Annotated in this window: 12 protein-coding genes; 4 read left to right on the top strand and 8 right to left on the bottom strand. The window is 68.8% G+C overall.

The genetic code is table 11. The annotated features are described in order from the left end of the window. Positions 1-5 precede the first annotated feature (5 nt). From NS1_RS11545 to NS1_RS11530, 4 genes are all read right to left on the bottom strand, one after another. Positions 6-6158 carry a non-ribosomal peptide synthetase gene (locus NS1_RS11545; protein ID WP_084503653.1) on the bottom strand — a complete coding sequence of 2051 codons (6153 nt, stop codon included), beginning with the start codon at positions 6156-6158 and terminating at the stop codon, positions 6-8. Positions 6159-6537: 379 nt separating this feature from the next. After that, positions 6538-7452: a lysophospholipid acyltransferase family protein gene (locus NS1_RS11540; protein ID WP_255284495.1), complete on the bottom strand. Its 915-nt coding sequence runs from the start codon at positions 7450-7452 to the stop codon at positions 6538-6540. 46 nt (positions 7453-7498) lie between these two features. Then, the gene (locus NS1_RS11535) at positions 7499-8317 is read right to left on the bottom strand and encodes a GNAT family N-acetyltransferase (RefSeq protein WP_056812233.1); all 819 of its coding nucleotides are present in this window, start codon (positions 8315-8317) and stop codon (positions 7499-7501) included. Between the two features lie 249 nt (positions 8318-8566). Next, a complete protein-coding gene (locus NS1_RS11530; protein ID WP_084503662.1) occupies positions 8567-9904 on the bottom strand; it encodes an NAD(P)/FAD-dependent oxidoreductase in 1338 nt (445 codons plus the stop codon). A gap of 145 nt (positions 9905-10049) precedes the next feature. Here NS1_RS11530 and NS1_RS11525 point away from each other — a divergent pair, with 145 nt between their 5' ends. Continuing rightward, on the top strand, positions 10050-10904 hold the full coding sequence (locus NS1_RS11525) for a LysR family transcriptional regulator (RefSeq protein ID WP_062984016.1): 855 nt from the start codon (positions 10050-10052) through the stop codon (positions 10902-10904). A 25-nt stretch (positions 10905-10929) separates the two neighbouring features. Here NS1_RS11525 and NS1_RS11520 read toward each other — a convergent pair whose 3' ends face one another. The 4 genes from NS1_RS11520 to NS1_RS11505 all read right to left on the bottom strand — a co-directional run bounded on the left by NS1_RS11520 (position 10930) and on the right by NS1_RS11505 (position 15457). Continuing rightward, a complete protein-coding gene (locus NS1_RS11520; protein ID WP_255284494.1) occupies positions 10930-11916 on the bottom strand; it encodes an aminoglycoside phosphotransferase family protein in 987 nt (328 codons plus the stop codon). A 38-nt stretch (positions 11917-11954) separates the two neighbouring features. Next, positions 11955-13526, bottom strand: a complete 1572-nt coding sequence (locus tag NS1_RS11515; protein WP_084503652.1) for a serine/threonine-protein kinase — start codon at positions 13524-13526, stop codon at positions 11955-11957. A gap of 151 nt (positions 13527-13677) precedes the next feature. Next, positions 13678-14634: an electron transfer flavoprotein subunit alpha/FixB family protein gene (locus tag NS1_RS11510; RefSeq protein WP_062984012.1), complete on the bottom strand. Its 957-nt coding sequence runs from the start codon at positions 14632-14634 to the stop codon at positions 13678-13680. 37 nt (positions 14635-14671) lie between these two features. Beyond that, positions 14672-15457, bottom strand: a complete 786-nt coding sequence (locus tag NS1_RS11505; RefSeq protein WP_056812244.1) for an electron transfer flavoprotein subunit beta/FixA family protein — start codon at positions 15455-15457, stop codon at positions 14672-14674. A gap of 187 nt (positions 15458-15644) precedes the next feature. Here NS1_RS11505 and NS1_RS11500 point away from each other — a divergent pair, with 187 nt between their 5' ends. Genes NS1_RS11500 through NS1_RS11490 form a run of 3 tightly spaced genes read left to right on the top strand, consistent with a single transcriptional unit; the run spans position 15645 to position 19239 of the window. Continuing rightward, entirely contained in the window at positions 15645-16448 is an 804-nt protein-coding gene (locus tag NS1_RS11500) for a class I SAM-dependent methyltransferase (RefSeq protein WP_062984010.1), read from the top strand. Beyond that, on the top strand, positions 16445-17989 hold the full coding sequence (locus tag NS1_RS11495) for a 1,4-alpha-glucan branching protein domain-containing protein (protein WP_062984008.1): 1545 nt from the start codon (positions 16445-16447) through the stop codon (positions 17987-17989). Before NS1_RS11500 ends, NS1_RS11495 begins: the two co-directional genes overlap by 4 nt. Then, entirely contained in the window at positions 17986-19239 is a 1254-nt protein-coding gene (locus tag NS1_RS11490; protein ID WP_062984006.1) for a glycosyltransferase family 4 protein, read from the top strand. The genes NS1_RS11495 and NS1_RS11490 overlap by 4 nt, the downstream gene beginning before the upstream one ends. Positions 19240-19308 lie beyond the last annotated feature (69 nt).

The following is a 19308-nucleotide window of genomic DNA, read 5'->3' as shown; positions in this document are numbered from 1 at the left end:
TGGATTCAGGCCCGCGCCAGGTTCTCGGCATCGGGCGCGGGGAAGAAGCCGATGTCGATGTAGTGGTCGAAGTAGCGGGCGATGACCTCGGCGTCGACCGCGGGGAACTCGATCGGCAGGCCGCGGAAGGGCTCGACCGGGGCCGATTCCACCTCACTCAGCACCGCCACCGGGTTCGCCTTGGCGAGAGCGGCCGCGTAGTTGCCGCTCAGCGCGGAGGCCCGAGCCAGGATGGGGTCCGCGTCGGGGCGTTCGGCGGCAGTGGAGAGCTGCAGGCCGAATTCCATCGGGTCGATGAAGTCGAAACGGTAACCGCGGCTGCGGATTTCCTCGTAGACGACCTGCAGCGGCACCTGCGCGCCAGCGGCCCGGAAGATATTGCCGATGGCCGCCGCCTGGCGGGATCGGCGGACGATCCCCGCCGCGACATGGTCGACCGGGGCCATCTCGATGGCGATCGCGCGCACATCGACAGCCACCCCGAGCACCAGCATGGACCGCAACATCGTCCACCAGGCGTCTTCGGCGGGGGCCACGCCCGTGCGGGAGTCACCGGTGATCAAGCCGGGGCGGTAGACGGCGATGGGAACGCCACGCTCGATCGCGGTGTGCACGAGCTGCTCGGCGACCCACTTGGTCATCGCGTAACCGGGCAGACCGGCGGGCACACCGTTGGCCTGCGGGACCCCCGCCAGCACCGACAGGGTCGACACATAGTGGATCGGCTTGACCCGGGTGGTGGTGGCCAGGCGCAACACCTCGGTGGTGCCGCCGACATTGGCCGCCCGCATCCGCGCATACGGTTCGAGGTGGTTCACCAGCGCGCCGTTGTGATAGATCGCGTCGGCCCTCGCGGCGAGTTCGGCGAAACGCAGCGGGTCCATGCCGAGGTTCGGTTGCGCGAGATCGCCGGGTACGCCGACGATTCGGTCGACGTAGGGCGTCAGGTCGATGCGGTACTTCGCGGCGGTCGAGACGATGCGATCCACCGCGCCCGCGTCATCGGTGGCGCGGACCAGGCAGTGGATGGTCGCGGAGGTCTGCTCCAGGAGTTCGCGCAGCAGGAAGCTGCCGAGGAATCCGGTGGCGCCGGTGAGCAGCAGCGTGGCCGGTGCGCCGATGCGCTGTGGTGCGCAGCCGGTGAGGTCGATCGACGGGTCGAGGATCGCGTCTACGGCCGGATCCGGCCCGGCGGCCGAGGCCGAGGACTCGTCGCGCAGGGCCAGTGCCAGGTCGCTGACCAGCGGATAGCTGAACAGCAGGCGCAGCGGCACCTCGATGCCCAGTTGCTCGGCGAGGGTGGCGCGCACCCGGATCGCCGCGAGGGAGGTGCCGCCGAGCACGAAGAAGTCGTCGTCGCGGCCGACCCGTTCGAGGTCGAGAACCTCAGCGATCGCCGTCGCGACGATCTGTTCGTCGGCGGTGGCAGGCGCCTGGTATTCGCGGATCTCCACGGTGGGCGCGGGCAGCGCCTTGCGGTCGAGCTTGCCGGTGGCACCGAGCGGGAACTCGTCGAGCACCAGCAGGCGGTGCGGAATCATGTACGGGGGCAACAGGGTTCGGATGGTGGCCAGCACCTCGGCGGTGTCCACCGCGGCACCGAGGGGCGTCACGTAGCCGACCAGCTGCTCGTGGTGCACCGCGACCGCCGCACCCGCGACCGCCGGATGCGTGCGCAGCGCCGCCTCGATCTCACCGGGTTCGATGCGCAGGCCGTGCAATTTGAGCTGAACGTCGGTGCGGCCCAGGTAGGTCAGGTCACCGGACGGCAGCCTGCGCACCAGATCGCCGGTGCGGTACATGCGTTCGCCGACAGGACCGTACGGGTCGGCGACGAATCGTTCCATCGTCTTGTCGGGGCTGCCGAGGTAGCCGCGGGCCAGTTGCGCACCGGCCAGATACAGCTCGCCGGGCGTGCCGACGGGCACCGGCCGCAGCCGCGCGTCGAGAACGTAGGCGCGAGAGTTCCAGTGCGGCACGCCGATCGGAACGATGCCGTCGCCTACCTCGGTCACGTCGGCGCCGGTGATCGACACGGTGGCCTCGGTGGGACCGTACAGGTTGTGCAGTCGGCCCGCGGTGACAGTGGTGAAGCGTTCGATGGTGGCGTTCGGCAGTGCTTCACCGCCGACCCATACCGCGCGCACCGATCGCAGGGCGCCGGTCGGCGCGGAATCCAGGAGCATCTGGAGCACCGAGGGCACGATGGTGGTGCCGGTGACGCGGTGGCGGGCAATGAGTTCGGCCAGATAGGCCGGATCGGTGAGCCCGTGCGAAGCGGCCACGATCATGTGCGCGCCCGCGCGCAACGGGGTGGCGAAACCGATCATCGAGGCGTCGAAGGTGAACGGAATCGACTGCAGGACAGTATCGGACTCCCCCACGCCGTACTCGCCGACCATGAACGCGGCCTGGTTGACGATCGCCGAATGCGGTACGCCGACGCCCTTGGGCTTGCCCGTCGAGCCGGACGTGAAGATCACATACGCCAGGTCGAGGGTGCGCAGCGGGCGCAGGCGGTCGGCATCGGTCAGCCAGGTGTCGGAGAAGGCCGACAGCGCGACCCGGTCCACCGACACGACCGGCAGGCCGTCGGCTTCGATCGCGTCGGCGGTGGTGGTCAGCAGGCACACCGGCTGCGCGGCGGCGAGGATATCGGCGCGACGTTCGGCGGGTGAATCGGGATCGAGCGGCACGTAGGCGCCACCGGCCGCGAAGACCGCGTACATGGCCACGACGAGCTCGATCGACGGCCGAATCGCCACGCCCACAGTGCTTCCGGGACCCACGCCGTCGGCGACGAGCAGCCGGGCCAGTCGGTTGACGCGACGGGCCAGCTCGCCGTAGCTCAGCGTGACCTCGCCGAAGGTGACCGCGGGCGCGTCCGGACGATGCTGTGCACGGGCCCGGAATTCGTCGAGCAACGTCGAGTCCGCGACGGGGCGGAGTTCGCCCGAGGGCTCGGTCAGCTCGTCCGCCGTCAGCAGCGGCAGGTCGCCGACGGGCCGGTGCGGAGCGGCGACGGCCGCGGCGAGCAGCCCGGCCAGGCGGGTGCCGAGCGTCTCCATGGTCGAGGCGTCGAACAGGTCGGTGGCGTAGCGCCAGGAGCAGCGCAGACCGGCGGGCCCGTCGCTGTCCTCGAGCGGAACGACGGTGAGCTGCAGGTCCACCGGCGCGGCTTCCTCGCCCAGATCGACCGCCGACACCGTCAACTCGGGCAGCTCGAGGCGGGTGGCGCCGAAGTTCTGGAACGACAGCGCCACCTGGTACAGCGGGTGGTGGGCCTGGGTGCGCGGCGGATCCAGTTCGGCAACCAGCCGTTCGAAGGGCACATCGGCGTGGGCGAAGGCGGCCAAGTCGATATCGCGGACCCGATCGAGCAGGGCCGCGAAGGATTCGGCGGCGTCGATGCGGGTGCGCAGGACGACGGTGTTGACGAACATGCCGACGAGATCGTCGAGCTCGGGTTCACCACGGCCCGCGACAGGAGCGCCGACGGTGACGTCATCGGTCCCGGCGACCCGCGCCAGCAGCACCGACAGCGCGGCACGCACCACCATGAACAACGAGGCGTTGTGTTCGCGCGCAAGGGTTTCCAGTGCGGTATGCACCTGCGCGGAAACAGCGAAGTCCTGTGCGGCACCGCGGGTGCCCGCGACCGGTGGACGCGGGCGGTCGGTGGGCAGCTCGAGCAGAGCGGGGGCACCGGCGAGCGCGGTGCGCCAGAACCCGAGCTGCGCGGCCAGCAGTGAGCTGGAATCGTCTGCCGCGCCGAGCATTTCCTGCTGCCAGAGCGTGTAGTCGGCGTACTGCACGGGCAACGGCTCCCAGCCCGGCGCGACGCCGCCGGCACGGGCGGCATAGGCGGTCATCAGGTCGCGCGTCAGCGGGCCGAGCGAGAAGCCGTCGGTGGCGATGTGGTGCACCACGACGGCCAGCACGTGGTCGGTCGCGGAGAGCTGGAACACGGCCGCGCGCACGGGAACTCGACGGCACACATCGAACCCGCCGAAGGTCAGCCGGGCCAGTTCGCTCGGCAGGTCGGATTCCGCGATCGGGTCGACCACCACGTCGAGACCGGCCTGGGCCAGGGGCAGCACCTGCTGGAAGCCGGCGCCCTCGTGCTCGGGGTACACCGTGCGCAGCACCTCGTGCCGTTCGAGCACGTCGTCGAGCGCGGCGGTGAGCGCGGCGGTGTCGAGTCGGCCGGACAGGCGAAGCGCGACCGGGATGTTGTAGGCGCTGGATTCGGGATCCAGTCGCGCCAGGAACCACATGCGCTGCTGGGCGAGCGACAGCGGGACGTGCGCTCCGCGGTCACGCCGGGTCAGCGGCACGCGTACCGACGCGTCACCGACCAGCGCGTCGAGCGCGGTCGCCAGCTCGGCCACCGTGCCGTGTTCGAAAACGGTGCGGGCCGGGACTCGCACACCGACCGCGGCACCGAGGCGACCGGCCAGCTGGGTGGCGAGCAGTGAATTGCCACCGAGGGCGAAGAAATCGTCGCCGCGCCCGATCGGGTCCGCGCCGAGCAGCTCGGCGAAGACTTCCGCCACCGTGAGTTCGGTGGCGCCGCGTGGCGCGACGAACTCGCGCGCGACGAGTTCCGGCGCGGGCAGTGCCCGGTGATCGAGTTTGCCGACCGGCGTCAGCGGCACCTCGTCGAGCACCACGATCGCGGCGGGCACCGCGTGCTGGGGCAGGTGCTGCTCGGCCAGCCTGGTCAGCGCCGCCGTGTCGATGGTGGCGCCCGCGGCCGCGACGAGATAGGAGACGAGCGCGCTCTCCCCGCTGGGCAGCGTTCTGATGAGGGTGGCGCAGAAGCGCACCGTGTCGTCGGCGGCGAACAGCGCGTCGATCTCGCCGAGTTCGATGCGAAAGCCTCGCAGTTTCACCTGTGCGTCGGTGCGACCGAGGAATTTCAGGCCGACCCCGCCGGGCACCGGAACCCATTGCACCAGGTCACCGGTGCGATAGAGCCTGCCGCGACCGAGCGGGTCGGCCACGAACCGGCTCGCGGTGAGCCCGGCCCGGTCGTGATAGCCGCGGGCCAGACCTTCGCCCGCGAGGTAGAGCTCACCGGGCACACGGTCCGGAACCGGACGCAAGCGGCCGTCGAGGACCAGTGCCGTCATTCCCGGGATCGTGTCGCCCATGGTGATCACGTCGTCGGCGGTCAGTCGATCGCTCATCGCGCAGACGATGGTGGTCTCGGTCGGGCCGTACACATTGAAGAACGCGCGGCCCGGTGCCCACTGTGCGATCAACTCGGGCGGATACGCCTCGCCGCCGACGGCGAGCGCGGTCAGTTCCGGCAGCACCGCCGCGTCGAGCCCGGCCAGGGCCGCGGGGGTGATGAAGGCATGGGTCACGCGTTCGGCGCGCAGTAGTTCGGTCAGTTCGTCGCCGCCGTAGACATCGGGCGGTGCGATCACCATCGTCGCGCTCGCCCCGATCGCCAGGAGCATCTCCAACATGCTGGCGTCGAAGCTGGGCGAGGCGAAGTGCAGGGTGCGCGAGTCGCCGGTGATACCGAAGCGGCGGACCTGCTCGGCGCACAGCCCGGCCAGGCCGGTGTGGGTGACCGCGACGCCCTTGGGGACGCCGGTCGAGCCGGAGGTGTAGATGATGTAGGCGAGATCGTCCGGGGAGAGCCTGCGCAGGCGTTCGCCCGCACTCACTGGTTGGTCCGACATCGCGGCCGACTCGGCGCGGAACTCGTCGGAATCGATGGAGAGCCACTGGATTCCCGCGTCGAGACGTGCCGCGTCCGCCGCCTTCGCCAGCCCGAACCCGGCACCGGAATCAGTGAGCATGTGGGCGACTCGTTCGGCCGGGTAGCGCGGATCGACCGGCACGAAGGTGGCCCCGGTCTTGGCCGCCGCCCACACCGCGACCACGGACTCGATCGAGCGGGTCAGCGCGAGGACGAAGCGGTCGCCGGGCCCGAGGCCGCGCGCGATCAGCACCCTGGCCAGGCGCGAGGACCACTGGTCGAGTTCGGTGTAGGTGAGGGTCTGCCCGTCGAACCGCAGCGCGGGCGCTTCCGGGGCTCGCTCGACGGCGGCCAGCAGCAGCCGCGGCAGCGTGGACGACACCGGCGCACGGCGAACCCGGCGCGTGGCTCGTCGGCGGACGCCAGGAGCTTGCTCAGTCACCGGAAACGCTTCCCTTCACCATGGATCAAGCATGCGATCGCACATCTCTCACGTCGCCTGGATTTTCGGCTACACGGGGGTATCGGAAAAATCCTGCGTGACGGTACCGCAAATATCTCATCAATTTTGATGTCGTGGCAATTTGGTCGTTTCAACTCACAAATCGCTGGGTATAGCCGACTGAACAGTTTGTTACACAGCTCATACGCAGGTCATACGCAGGGCGAAGGACATTCGGGCGGACGCGAGATTTTCACATTCCGCCGAGGCGCCGCCTCACCATGGACCTGGCTATCTGTGACGATTCGCCCGCCACACACGACAAAACCGGAGACCGCGCACACGGCCTCCGGCAGTCGATGAATGCGAACGGAAATGGTTACCAGGCAGTAGCCCTTACCGGTCGGCGAATCTGCTCCTGCTCCGCCATCGAGGGGTCCTGCACGCGGGTGTTGCCCGCTTCGATCCACTGGGTATCGGCCACGCCGTGGCGGGAACGGTCGGTGCCGCGCACCGCCGTCTCGCAGCGCCGGGCCAGGTCCCGGCGGTCGACTCCGGGATGTTCGAGCGGCTCGAGCACGATCTCGACGACCATGCCCTTGCTGCGCAGTACTCGCTTCGCGGAATCGGCGAAGGTATCGCTGCCCACGAAACCCGGTACGGTGCAGGGCATTCCGTCGCTGTCCAGGTAGCGCAAACGCACCGGCTGGACCGGGGTGGCGGTGTCGACGGCGGCCTGGAACATGGCGGGCCGCATCGAGCCGTAAGCCCGGCCACACCACGTCGTGCCCTCGGGGAACACCACGATCCGGTTACCGGAGGCCAGCCGATCGGCCACCTGCGCGACCACGCCGGGCAGCTCACGCAGACGTGCCCGCTCGATCGGGATGACGCGGGTGAGCTTCGCCAGCTTGCCCAGCAGCGGCCATTCGACCATGTCGGCACGGGCGACGAAGCTGACTGGCTGGACCGCGGCCAGCGCCACCACATCCGCCCAGCCGATGTGCCCGGCCACGATCATCACCGCGGTGCCGGTATCGGCGAAGCCCTCCGCCGACGCGCTCTGCTCGGGCGCGCGGTTGTCGATGATGCGCAGCCGCATCCCGAGGCAACCCAGCGCCGCCCTGGCGTAGCGACGCTGCACCTGCTCGCGGCGCGACTTCGGGGTGGCCACGGTCAACACCGGGAAGCTGAGCACCAGCCCGGCGATTCCGGCCAGGCGGGCGAACATCCTGGCGGTGCCGACCTCGTCGATCGGCTCGATGCAGCCGGAACCACAGGGGCTCGACGGCATCCACGAATGAGAGTGCGTTGCGGGCGGCGCGTCGAACACCATGGTTTTACTTCCCGTCGAAATTGGCGGCCGCGCTCTGCAGCCGCTCCAGATACCGGGTGTTGATGGTTTCCATGCCGAGCAGCGCGACGAAGTCGGCGACGGCGAAATCGGGATCGTGTGCCGGTTCGCCGCAGATCTCGGCGCCGAGGCGTAAGTAGCCGCGCAACAGCGGCGGCATCTTGGGACGACTCGGCGGGATCATCTGGTCGAGCGAGAGTCCGTCGACGATCACCGGGTTGTACGGGTGCACGCGACGCTCGGGGTCGCAGGCGTGGCGGCCGAGCAGCTGGTCGCGCACGCCGCGCACGTTCACCCCGGCCGGATCGGTGGGCGAATCCTGCATCGGCACCGACACGCAGCCCATCACCCAGTCGTAGCCGGTGAGCTGGATGTAGTGCAGGATGCCCGCCCACATGAGGGTGAGCACCGAGCCGTTGCGGTGATCGGGCACCACACAGGCCCGGCCCATCTCCACGATCCGGTTGCCCGTGGGATCGAGCTGGGTCAGATCGAACTCGGTGGCGGTGTAGTACCCGCCCGCCGCGTCGACCTTGTCCGGCGGCAGCATGCGGTAGCAGCCGACGAACTGTTCGGAGAACTCGTCCCGAACCAGCAGGTGGTCACAGTGCTCGTCGAACCTGTCGGCATCGAGGCCGGTGCTGTTCTCCGGCATCTGGAAACCTGGTTCGGAGGCGAACACCTGGTAGCGCAGTCGCTGCGCGGCTTCCCGGTGCTCGGCATCAGACGCGACGACCAAGGAGTACCGAGATTTCCCCACCCCGGAGTCCGGCGCCGGGGCGGTCAACACGGACGAAATTGTCATACTGCTGATGAAGCCAGCCCGAGCTGGCATCGGAGCGACACCTCAGTGTCGTGCCGATGCCCGTTCGGTGAACGAGATGGGGGTCACACCGGGCGTTTACCGACCCGCTGCCCATCGTTCGCCCACCTGCGGGTTTCTAGCCGAACACGCCCGATTTCGGCGCTGGACCCGGTGCGCGATCGGGTATTTCGAGGGTCGCGCGACGACAACAGCCCGCCGATTCCTCGGCGGGCTGTTTCGTGGGCCGGGTCAGACGTGCACCCGCTCCTTGTCGGTCACCTCGGCGGCGTCATCCGTGCGATCGGCCTTCGCCGGCGCAGCCTTCACGGGCTCGACCTTCGTACGATCGACCTCCGCGCGCTCGATCTCGTCGAAGCCCGGGCGCGCTGTTCCGATGAACGCGACCAGCCAGCCCGCCACCGCCGCGAAGCGGTTGCGGAAGCCGACCAGGTACATCAGATGCACGGCCAGCCACATCGCCCAGGCGATGGTGCCCTTGAACGTGACGCGCTCGTTGAGCTTCACCACCGCGCTGAAGCGGCTGATCACGGCCATGCTGCCCTTGTCCCAGTAGACGAAGGGCGTGCCCGCGTCCTTCTTGCGACGGATGATGTCGGCGGCGTGGCGACCCTCCTGCATGGCGACCGGCGACTGGCCGGGGTAGCCGTTGAGCGAGGTCATGTCACCGATGGCGTAGATGTCGGCGTGGCCGCCGACGGTCAGGTCGGGGTTGATCAGGAGGCGGCCCGCGCGGTCGGTCTCGGCGCCGGTGGCCTCGGCCAGCAGGGTCGCGAAGCCGCCGACCTGCACGCCCGCCGACCACACCACGGTCTCGGCGGCGATCCGGCGCTCCATGCCCTCCTTGTCCTTGACTGTCACCTTGCCCTCGTCGATATCGGTGACGAAGGTGCCGAGCAGCACCTCGACGCCGCTGTCGGTGAGCGAGCGCTTCGCGTATTCCGAGAGCCCTCCGCCGAAGGGCGGCAGCACCGCATCGGCGCCCTCGACCAGGGTTACCGAGACCTGCTGGTGGAAGTGCCTTTTCGCGAGTTCCTTGATCTGGCCGGCCACCTCTACGCCGGTCGCGCCCGCGCCGACCACCACGAAGCTGAGCAGCCGGTGCCTGGTCACCTCGTCGGCGTTCTCGGCCAGGGCGAACACGTGGGCGATCTGGTCGCGCAGGCGCTGAGCGTCGTCGATGGTCTTGAGCGAGTAAGTCTTCTCGGCGAAGTCGTCGCGGCCGAAGTAGCTCTGGCTGGCGCCGGTGGCGGCGATCATCGAGGCGTAGGCGATCTGCCGGGGGCCGTCGGCGGTCTCGTAGGTGAGGACCGCGTTGTCGGCGTCGATGCCCGTGACCTTGCCGAGGCGGACGTCGATCTCGGGGTGGCGGCGCAGTACGTTCTTGATCGGCGGCGCGATCTCCTCGGGTGCGAGCACACCGGTCGCCACCTGATAGAGCAGCGGCTGGAACAGGTGCTCGGGCGTGCTCGAGATCAGCACGACACCGACTCGTGACTTGGCCAGTTGCTTGGCTGCGGCCAGGCCTCCGAAGCCCGAGCCGACGATGACGACATCTGTGTGTTCCATGATCACTCGCTCCAAGATCGCGTTCCAGATCGGTAATAAATCCTTTCCTATGAGTAAACGCGATGCGGAACGAAGATGTTTCCACTGCCTGGGCGCATAATAGAGATGACTCTTATCTGCATAACTAATCAATGGGAGGTACCTGGTGGAACTTCGACAGTTGGCCTACTTCGTGGCCGTCTGCGAGGAGCTCAGTTTCAGCCGCGCGGCCAACCGCTGCTTCATCTCCCAGTCCGCGATCAGCCATCAGATCGCGAGACTGGAACGTGACCTCGGCGCGCAACTGTTCGAGCGCACCACCCGCGCCGTCGTCCCCACCGACGCGACCCTGCGGCTGCTGCCGCTGGCCAAGCAGATGCTGAGTCTGGAATCGGCGATCCGGGCCGCCGTGCGCACCACCGGCCCGCGCATTCGCCTCGCCGCGAACATGTCTTTCGCCGCGCCGTCGCTGTCGGCGATCGCCACCGCGCGGGCCGCGCACCCCGACGCCGAGATCGAGTACGTGATCAAACCGTTCCGTCAGCGGATCACGGCGGTGTCCGACGGTGACTGCGATCTGGCGCTGATCCGCGGCAGCGTCGACCAGCCCGGTCTCGCGGTGGAGCAGCTGTGGGTCGAGGACCTGGTGATCGCCATCTCGAGCAGTCATCCGCTGGCCGGACGCGGCGCGGTCACCCTCGCCGATCTGAGCCCCTATCCCCTGCTGCTCCCGCCCGAGCAGGAACAGGTGTTGTTGCACACACTGATCCGCTCGGCCTTCGCCGACCTGCCGACCGGCCCCACCTTCGGCCCGCCGATCCCGCCCGACCACACGGCCACGATGGAACTGCTCAACCGTCCCGAATCCTGGACGATCCTCTACGAGGGCCCGACGAAGGGTTTGCTCACCCTCGACCTCACCGACCACCGCCTGCGCATCCCGGTGTCGGCTGTCCTGCGCGAGGAGGCCAGGGAGAATCCGATCGTGCAGACCCTGCTGGACGCTCTGCACCGACCGTGAGCGACCCCGCGTGTGGCCCGGCCGTTCAGGTCGGGACGCCGGATCGCCATGGATCGTCGGCCAGCGCCGTCGCGACCGCCAGGTGCAGTGGCAGAGTTTCGTCGTCGCCGTCCTCGACCGACCAGACGATCTCCTCGATCGCGCGCAGGAAGGCCCAGCCGCCCGCGCGGTCGACCGGCACATCGAGGTGCCGCGCGGTCGTGGCGACAACGGCGCCCGCGTGCTCGGGGGTCGGCGTGGACTGCACCTGGATCATGATCAGGAAGCCCGCGTCGAAGGCGGCTTCGCCGAGACAGGGTTTCGGATCGATCAGGAGCCACGGTTCGCGTTCGGCGGCAACGATATTGCCGAGGTGGGTGTCGCGGTTGACGATCAGCAGTTCGCCGGTCGGCTCACTCAATTCGGCACACCAGTGCGCAACCCGCTCTCCGAGCAGCGGCGAGATGTGTTCGGCCAGTGCGGGTTCCGGATCGGCCAGGCGTGCGCGGAGACCTACCACGATGTCGGTGACCTCTGGTAGTTCCGGGAAGCCGACAGGAGTCGCGGTCGGGGGTCGTCGCAGTCGGCGATACAGCCCACAGGCGAACGCCACCTTGTCGGCGTTCGCCGGTCGACCCTCCAGGCTGGGGAACCCCGGCTGCGTGAGCAATTCCGTTCCCGGACGCGCCCATTCGAGCAGGAGCGCACCGCTGTCCGGATCGAAATCGAGCAGCCGGACCGCACCGTCGCCGTCATAGCTGTGCAGGGCGGTGGCCTCGGCGAGGTTCTCCTCGTCGACCATCGGCACCTTCAGCACCGCCCACGCGCCGTCCTCGCGCCGCGCGGACGCGACATAGGCATGCGTTCCGCCACCGAACGGCGCGGAGAACTCCGTCAGCCCCCACCGAGTCGCCAGCCCCGCCACGACATCGGGCAACTCATCGATCCATCGTGCCCCGGCAGCCCCGAACACAGCGCGAACCGTGTCCTCGACCGAGGACGGCAACACCACCGGCAGACGCCCCAACGACATCAACCCACCCTACTGACCACCGCGCATGTCGCTTCCCCTCATCGCCACCGACTTTCGCGCACCGCCTTGCGATACCGGATCCAGCGCCCGGTCGACGATGACGCAGCGAAACCGACCAACGCCGCCGCGAGGACGAACACCGCGGCGGCGGCCGCGGTCGCGGCATAGACTTCGCCAATTGCAGACCCGATGACCCCGAAGAGGGCGAAGAGCCCGACGAGCACCGCCGAGATGATCGACATGACACGACCGGCGGTGCGTGCGCAGAGCAGCAGGACGGCGCCAATGCCGGTGAACGCGACGACGACCGTGAGAATCGCGATCGCCATGAAGGATCCGCTCGGATCCTTGCCCTCGTCGATCTCCTGAAGTGTCTCGGTGATGCCGTAGACCAGGAAGGCGGCGATCGACAGACTGAAGAGCAGCGTCACGATGCCGACGAAGAACGCGGTGGCTTTCGACGGCTCCGGGCCGCCGACGGGCGCCTGGTACCACTGATTGCCCGCCATCGGGTACATCCGCGGATCGCCCACCGGCGCACCGTATTCCGCACGACCCCAGCCCGGTTGCAGGTGCCCACCGGAGCCCTGCGCCTGCGGACTGTGTTGCCGTACACCGTGACCATGCGCCGGGAGAGCGGGCTGCTGCGGATGTCCACCGGAGCCGTGCCACTGCTGGGCGGGATCGGTCCACGGTCGCTGCGCGTGTTCACCGGATCCTGGGACCTGGCGCGCGGGGTCGGTCCACGGCTGACGCACGGTCGGCGCGCCGACATGCCTACCCTCGATGGCATCCCGGATCGCATCGGTGAATTCCGTTGCGCTGCCGAACCGCTCGTCGCGCCGCTTGGCCATCGCGCGGGCGATGACGCCGTCGACCGCGGGCGGCAGATCGGTTCGGACCGTGGTGAGGCGCGGCACCGGGTGCGACAGGTGTCCCGCTACCACCTGGCCGGGGTTGGTCGCGGTGTAGGGCGGATGCCCGGCGTACATCGCGAACAGGGTGCAGGCCAGCGAGTACTGGTCGCTGCGGTGGTCGACGATCTCGCCCGAAAGTTGTTCGGGTGAGGCATAGGCGAGGGTGGCGGTGAAGGTACCGGTGGCCGTGAGCTGGGTATTGGCGGTGGCGACCCGGGCGATCCCGAAATCGGTGAGTACCGCACGGATTTCGCGGCCGTGCTCGGCATCGGCGATCAGGATATTGCCCGGCTTGACGTCGCGGTGCAGCACTCCGTGCTGGTTGGCGTAGTCGAGCGCCGACGCCGTCTCACCGATCAGGCGTGCGGTGACCCCGGACTCGTGCGCACGCGAATCCCACGTGGCGGCATCGGTTCCGCGAATGAACTGCATCGCGATCCACAGATACCCGTCGTCGCGGCCACGGTCGTACACCCCCACGATGCTCGGATGATCCAGCTGCGCAACAACATCAGCCTCCCGCTCGAACCGCCGCTGCAATTCCTGATCGGCAGAGAACTCCCGATTCAACAATTTCAGCGCGACACTGCGCGGCAACCGAGGATGCTCGGCCAGATAGACCGTCCCCATCCCCCCTTTCCCGAGCACCCGTTCCAACCGATATCCAGCGAAGCCCGCCCCCGATTCCAACACACCATGCACGCTACCGGCCGTCGACGACGTTCACCGAAGTACGGTGCCACGCCTGACGATCGGATCGGCAAACGGCAACGGCCCGCGAAACCGGGCTGCGCTGGCGCAGGAACAGGTTTCGCGGGCCGGGGTCGAATCGACCGGGTGGCGATCAGCCCTTGTGGGACTTGACCGCTTCGGTCAGCTGCGGGGAGACGTTGAACAGGTCGCCCACGATGCCGTAGTCGGCGATCTCGAAGATGGGTGCTTCCTCGTCCTTGTTGACAGCGACGATGGTCTTCGAGGTCTGCATGCCGGCGCGGTGCTGGATGGCGCCGGAGATGCCGAGTGCGATGTAGAGCTGGGGGGAGACCGTCTTGCCGGTCTGGCCCACCTGGAACTGGCCCGGGTAGTAGCCCGAGTCGACAGCGGCACGCGAGGCGCCGACAGCGGCACCCAGCGAGTCGGCCAGCGCCTCGACGACCGAGAAGTTGTCGGCGGAACCGACACCGCGGCCACCGGAGACCACGATGCTCGCCTCGGCGAGATCGGGGCGGTCGCCACCGACGATCGGGTCACGCGAGATGACCTTCACGACGCCGTCTTCCTGCGCCGGAACCTCGACGACGACCTGCTCGCCCGCGCCGGCCTGCGGAGCGGACTCGATGGCGCCCGGACGGATCGAGATCACCGGCACGTCGCCGGTGGCCTTGGCCTCCACGGTGAACGCGCCACCGAAGATGGAGTGCACGGCAGTGCCGTCGGCCTTGACGCCGATGACGTCGACGAGCAGACCGGAGCCGATGCGCGCGGCGAGGCGGCCCGACACCTCCTTGCCCTCGGCGGAAGCGGCGACCAGCACGGCGGCGGGCGCGGCGGAATCGACCAGGCCGGCCAGGACGTCGACCTTCGGGGTGACCAGGAAGCCCTCGATGTCGTCGGACTCGGCGACATAGATCTTCTCGGCGCCACCGGCGGCCAGCGCGGCGGCCAGCTTGTCGGCGGTACCGGCGGGGCCGGTCACGACGGCGCTGGGCTCGCCCAGCGCACGGGCGGCGGTGAGCAGTTCGGTGCTGACCTTCTTCACGGCACCGTCGGCGTGCTCGATGAGCACAAGTACTTCAGCCATTAGTTCTTTCTCCTTAGAAGTCTCGGACGGCGCCGGATCAGATGATCTTCTGACCGATGAGGTAGGACGCGATCTGGTTGCCGCCCTCGCCCTCGTCCGCGATCTTCTCGCCCGCGGTGCGAGCCGGCTTCGGGGTGGCGCTGGTGACCTTGGTGCCCGCGTTGGCGACACCGACGGTCTCCGGGTCGACGCCCAGGTCGGCCAGGGTGAAGACCAGAACTTCCTTCTTCTTCGCGGCCATGATGCCCTTGAAGGAGGGGAAGCGAGGCTCGTTGATCTTCTCGGTGACCGAGACGATCGCGGGCAGCGACGCCTCGAGCTTGAAGACACCCTCGTCGGTCTCCCGCTCGCCGGTGATCTTGTCGCCGTCGACGGTGAGCTTGCGCAGGTGCGTCAGCTGCGGGATGCCGATGTACTCCGCGATGATCGCGGGCACGGCACCGGCGCGGCCGTCGGTGGCCTCGTTACCGGCGATGACCAGCTCGACACCCTCGACCTGGCCGAGCGCGGCGGCCAGCACGTAGGCGGTCTGCACGGCGTCGGAGCCGTGGATCGCCGGGTCGTTGATGTGGATGGCCTTGTCGGCGCCCATGGACAGCGCCTTGCGGATGGCCTCGTTGGCGCGGTCGGGACCGGCGGCCAGCACGGTGACCTCACCGCCCTGAGCCTCCTTGATCAGCAGCGCTTCCTCGACGGCGCGCTCGTTGATCTCGTCGAGCACCGCGTCGGCGGCCTCGCGATCGAGGGTGTAGTCACCATCGGTCAGCTTGCGCTCGGACCAGGTGTCGGGGACCTGCTTGATGAGTACGACGATGTTCGGCATCGGTCTTCGTCGACCTCCTTCTGGGGACACGTGTGTGGTGGGGCCGCACGAGCTCAGCCGTACGTCCGTGTGAGATATCTAGCTCAGATCGGAACACTACCCTACGCTAAGTTACTCGTGGGTAACCTACCTGCGCAAGAGGTCCCTGACTCCTGCGTGAACCGGCGGTACCAGTAACCTCGGACCAATGAGCGAGGCTGTGATCCCTGCCGCACCCGTGGCCGCCACACATGAACCACTGCCGTTGACCGGCGAGCGGACGGTGCCCGGCATCGCCGAGGAGAACTACTGGTTCCGTCGGCACGAGATCGCCTATGCCCGGCTGCTCGACCGCTGCACCGACAAGATCGTGCTCGAGGCGGGCTCGGGCGAGGGCTACGGTGCCGACATGATCGCGGGCGTGGCCCAGCGCGTCACCGGTCTGGACTACGACGAGAGCGCCGTCGCGCACGTCCGCGCGCGCTACCCGCGCGTGGAGATGATCCAGGGCAACCTGGCCGCGCTGCCCCTCGACGACGAATCCGTCGACGTCGTAGTGAATTTCCAAGTCATCGAACACCTCTGGGACCAGGGACAGTTCCTGCGCGAATGCCTGCGCGTGCTCCGCCCCGGCGGCGTGCTGCTGATCAGCACCCCGAATCGGATCACCTTCTCCCCCGGTCGCGACACCCCGCTCAACCCGTTCCACACCCGCGAACTCAGTGCCGCCGAGCTGACCGAACTGCTCGTCGAGGCCGGGTTCACCGTCTCCGAGATGCTGGGCGTGCACCACGGCGCGAGTCTGAAAGCCTTGGACGCCAAGCACGGTGGGTCGTTCATCGACGCCCAGATCGAGCGCGCGCTGGCCGGTGAGCCGTGGCCCGCCGACCTCACCGCCGACGTCGCCGCCGTCACCATCGACGATTTCGACCTGCGCGAAGGCGACATCGACGCGAGCTTGGATCTGGTCGCGATCGCCGCAAAGGCAGAGGTCGGGCAGGCAAGAAATTGACCGATTCCCGCTCCGCCGTGCCGGGTCAGTTCACGCTGGTCCTGCACTCCCACTTGCCCTGGCTCGCCCATCACGGGCGCTGGCCGGTCGGCGAGGAATGGCTCTACCAGTCCTGGGCCGCGTCCTATCTGCCGCTGGTTCGGGCGCTGAAAAACCTTGCCGCCGAAGGACGTTCGCATCTGCTCAGCCTCGGCATCACGCCGGTGCTCGCCGCGCAGCTCGACGATCCGCACTGCCTCGCGGGCATGCACCACTGGCTGGGCAACTGGCAGTTGCGCGCCGATGAGGCGTCGATGTCGGGCAACGTGGCGCTGGGTCGTCACGAACATCGGCTCGCCGCGACAGCGCTGGCCGATTTCGAACAGAACTGGAAGCACGGCGGTTCGCCGGTATGGCGTTCGCTGATCGACGCCGACGCGATCGAGCTCCTCGGCGGGCCCCTCGCGCACCCGTTCCAGCCGCTGCTCGACCCGCGCCTGCGCCAGTTCCAGCTCACCGAGGGCCTGGCCGACGCGCGACTGCGCTGGGGCACCACGCCGACGGGCATCTGGGCGCCGGAATGCGGCTACACCCCCGGCATGGAACGCGGTTACGACGCCGCGGGCATCACCCACTTCATGGTCGACGGTCCGTCGCTGCGCGGTGACACCTCGCTCGGCAGGCCGGTCCGCGATTCCGAGGTCCTCGCCTTCGGGCGCGACCTGGCCGTGAGTTACCGGGTCTGGTCGCCGAAACAGGGCTACCCCGGCCAGAGCGCCTACCGCGATTTCCATCACTACGACCACGCGACCGGGCTCAAACCCTCCCGCGTCACCGGCAAGACCGTCGACGGTCCTGACAAGGCCCCTTACGATCCCGAACTGGCGACCGAAGCGGTCACCCGCGACGTCGCCGATTTCGTCGAGACCGTCCGCGCGCGGCTGATCGAGGAGTCCGCGCGGATCGGCAGGCCCGCCCTCGTGGTGGCCGCTTTCGACACCGAACTGTTCGGGCACTGGTGGCACGAGGGGCCGCAATGGCTCGAGCAGGTGCTGCGCGCGCTGCCCGAAGCGGGCGTGCGGGTCGGCACCCTCGCCGATGCCCGCGAGCACGGCTTCGTCGGCGAACCCGTGCAGCTCAACGACTCCTCGTGGGGTTCCGGCAAGGACTGGCGGGTGTGGGCGGGCGACCAGGTGGCCGACCTCGTCGAGCTCAACGCCGACATCGTTCGCCTGGCGCTGGACACCCTCGACAAGGTGCGTCGCGACGGCTCCCTGCGCGACCCGGTCGCCGATCAGTTGCTGCGTGAGGCGATCCTCACCGTGTCCAGCGACTGGGCGTTCATGGTCAGCAAGGACTCCGCCGCCGGGTACGCCCGCGACCGGGCGCACGAACACGCGCACGCCGTCCGCGAGCTCGCCGAGGCGATCGGCGCCGGACAGTTCGCCAAAGCGACCCGTCTCGCGGCAGGATGGGCGATGGCCGACGGATTCTTCCCTGGTCTGGACGCGCGGCGGTTGCCGACCGCTGTCCCGTCGGCCGCCGTTGAAGGATCCGCATGAAGATTTTGATGGTGTCGTGGGAGTACCCGCCGGTCGTGGTCGGTGGGCTCGGTCGGCATGTGCATCACCTGGCCGTCGAGCTGGCCGCGGCCGGTCACGAGGTCGTCGTCCTGGCACGCCGGCCGACGGGCACCGACTCGGTCAGCCACCCCACGCACTCCTACATCGCCGACGGCGTGCTCGTCGTCGCGGTGGCCGAGGACCCGCCCTGCTTCGACTTCGGCGAGGACATGCTCGCCTGGACGCTGGCGATGGGGCACGCGATGGTGCGTGCCGGGGTGGCACTGGGCAAGCCCGGCGTGGGCGAGGGCTGGACGCCCGATGTGGTGCACGCGCACGACTGGCTCGTCGCGCACCCCTCGATCGCGCTCGCCGAGTACTACGACGTGCCGCTCGTCTCGACGATCCACGCCACCGAGGCCGGGCGGCACAGCGGCTGGGTCTCGGGCCGGGTCAACAAGCAGGTTCACTCGGTCGAGTGGTGGCTGACCAACGAATCCGATCAGCTCATCACCTGCTCGACCTCCATGCAGGACGAGGTCGACCGCCTCTACGGACCCGAACTTCCCCCGATCACGGTGATCCGCAACGGTATCGACGTCGGCTCGTGGACCTTCCGTCCCCGCGCGCCACGCTCCGGTCCGCCGCGTCTGCTCTACGTCGGCCGCCTCGAGTACGAGAAGGGCGTGCAGGACGCGATCGCCGCGCTCCCCCGCATCCGCCGCGCCCACCCCGGCACCACGCTCACCATCGCCGGCATCGGCACCCAGTTCGAGTGGCTGCGTGAACGCGCCCGCGTGCACCGCGTCGCCCGCGCCGTCCATTTCGTCGGCAGCCTCGGCCACGAAGAACTGCTCGGCTGGCTGCACGGCGCCGACGCCATCGTCCTGCCGAGCCGCTACGAGCCCTTCGGCATCGTCGCCCTGGAAGCCGCCGCCGCGGGCGTCCCGCTGATCGCCTCCACCGCGGGCGGCCTCGGCGAAGCCGTGATCGACGGCGTCACCGGCGCCTCCTTCGCCCCCGCCGACATCGACGGCCTGGTCGACGCCACCCGCGCCGTCCTCGACGACCCGGCCACCGCCCAGGCACGCGCCCGCACGGCCCGCGAACGCCTCACCGCCGACTTCGCCTGGGACGTAGTAGCCGCCGAAACCGCCCAGGTCTACTCCGCCGCCAAACGCCGGGTCCGCACCTCCCTCGGCCGCCCCGACATCGTGGAACGCCCACTCCCGGAACGAGATCCGAAGTAAGCCCGATTACCATTCGCCGAATACTTCAAACGTGATCTGTGTAACACAGTAGGTTTCACCGCCGACAAC

It is taken from the genome of Nocardia salmonicida NBRC 13393 (genome assembly GCF_001613085.1).
GTDB classification, from domain to species: Bacteria; Actinomycetota; Actinomycetes; order Mycobacteriales; family Mycobacteriaceae; genus Nocardia; species Nocardia salmonicida.
The sequence above is the reverse complement of the archived record's forward strand: the minus strand, read 5'-3'. Positions and strand labels throughout refer to the sequence as shown.

Bases quoted from the DNA above. Each gene is read 5' to 3' on its own strand.
- NS1_RS11540 (WP_255284495.1), bottom strand. From the start codon at position 7,452: ATGCCGTCGAGCCCCTGTGGTTCCGGCTGCATCGAGCCGATCGACGAG.
- NS1_RS11535 (WP_056812233.1), bottom strand. From the start codon at position 8,317: ATGACAATTTCGTCCGTGTTGACCGCCCCGGCGCCGGACTCCGGGGTG.
- NS1_RS11530 (WP_084503662.1), bottom strand. From the start codon at position 9,904: ATGGAACACACAGATGTCGTCATCGTCGGCTCGGGCTTCGGAGGCCTG.
- NS1_RS11520 (WP_255284494.1), bottom strand. From the start codon at position 11,916: ATGTCGTTGGGGCGTCTGCCGGTGGTGTTGCCGTCCTCGGTCGAGGAC.
- NS1_RS11510 (WP_062984012.1), bottom strand. From the start codon at position 14,634: ATGGCTGAAGTACTTGTGCTCATCGAGCACGCCGACGGTGCCGTGAAG.
- NS1_RS11505 (WP_056812244.1), bottom strand. From the start codon at position 15,457: ATGCCGAACATCGTCGTACTCATCAAGCAGGTCCCCGACACCTGGTCC.
- NS1_RS11500 (WP_062984010.1), top strand. From the start codon at position 15,645: ATGAGCGAGGCTGTGATCCCTGCCGCACCCGTGGCCGCCACACATGAA.
- NS1_RS11490 (WP_062984006.1), top strand. From the start codon at position 17,986: ATGAAGATTTTGATGGTGTCGTGGGAGTACCCGCCGGTCGTGGTCGGT.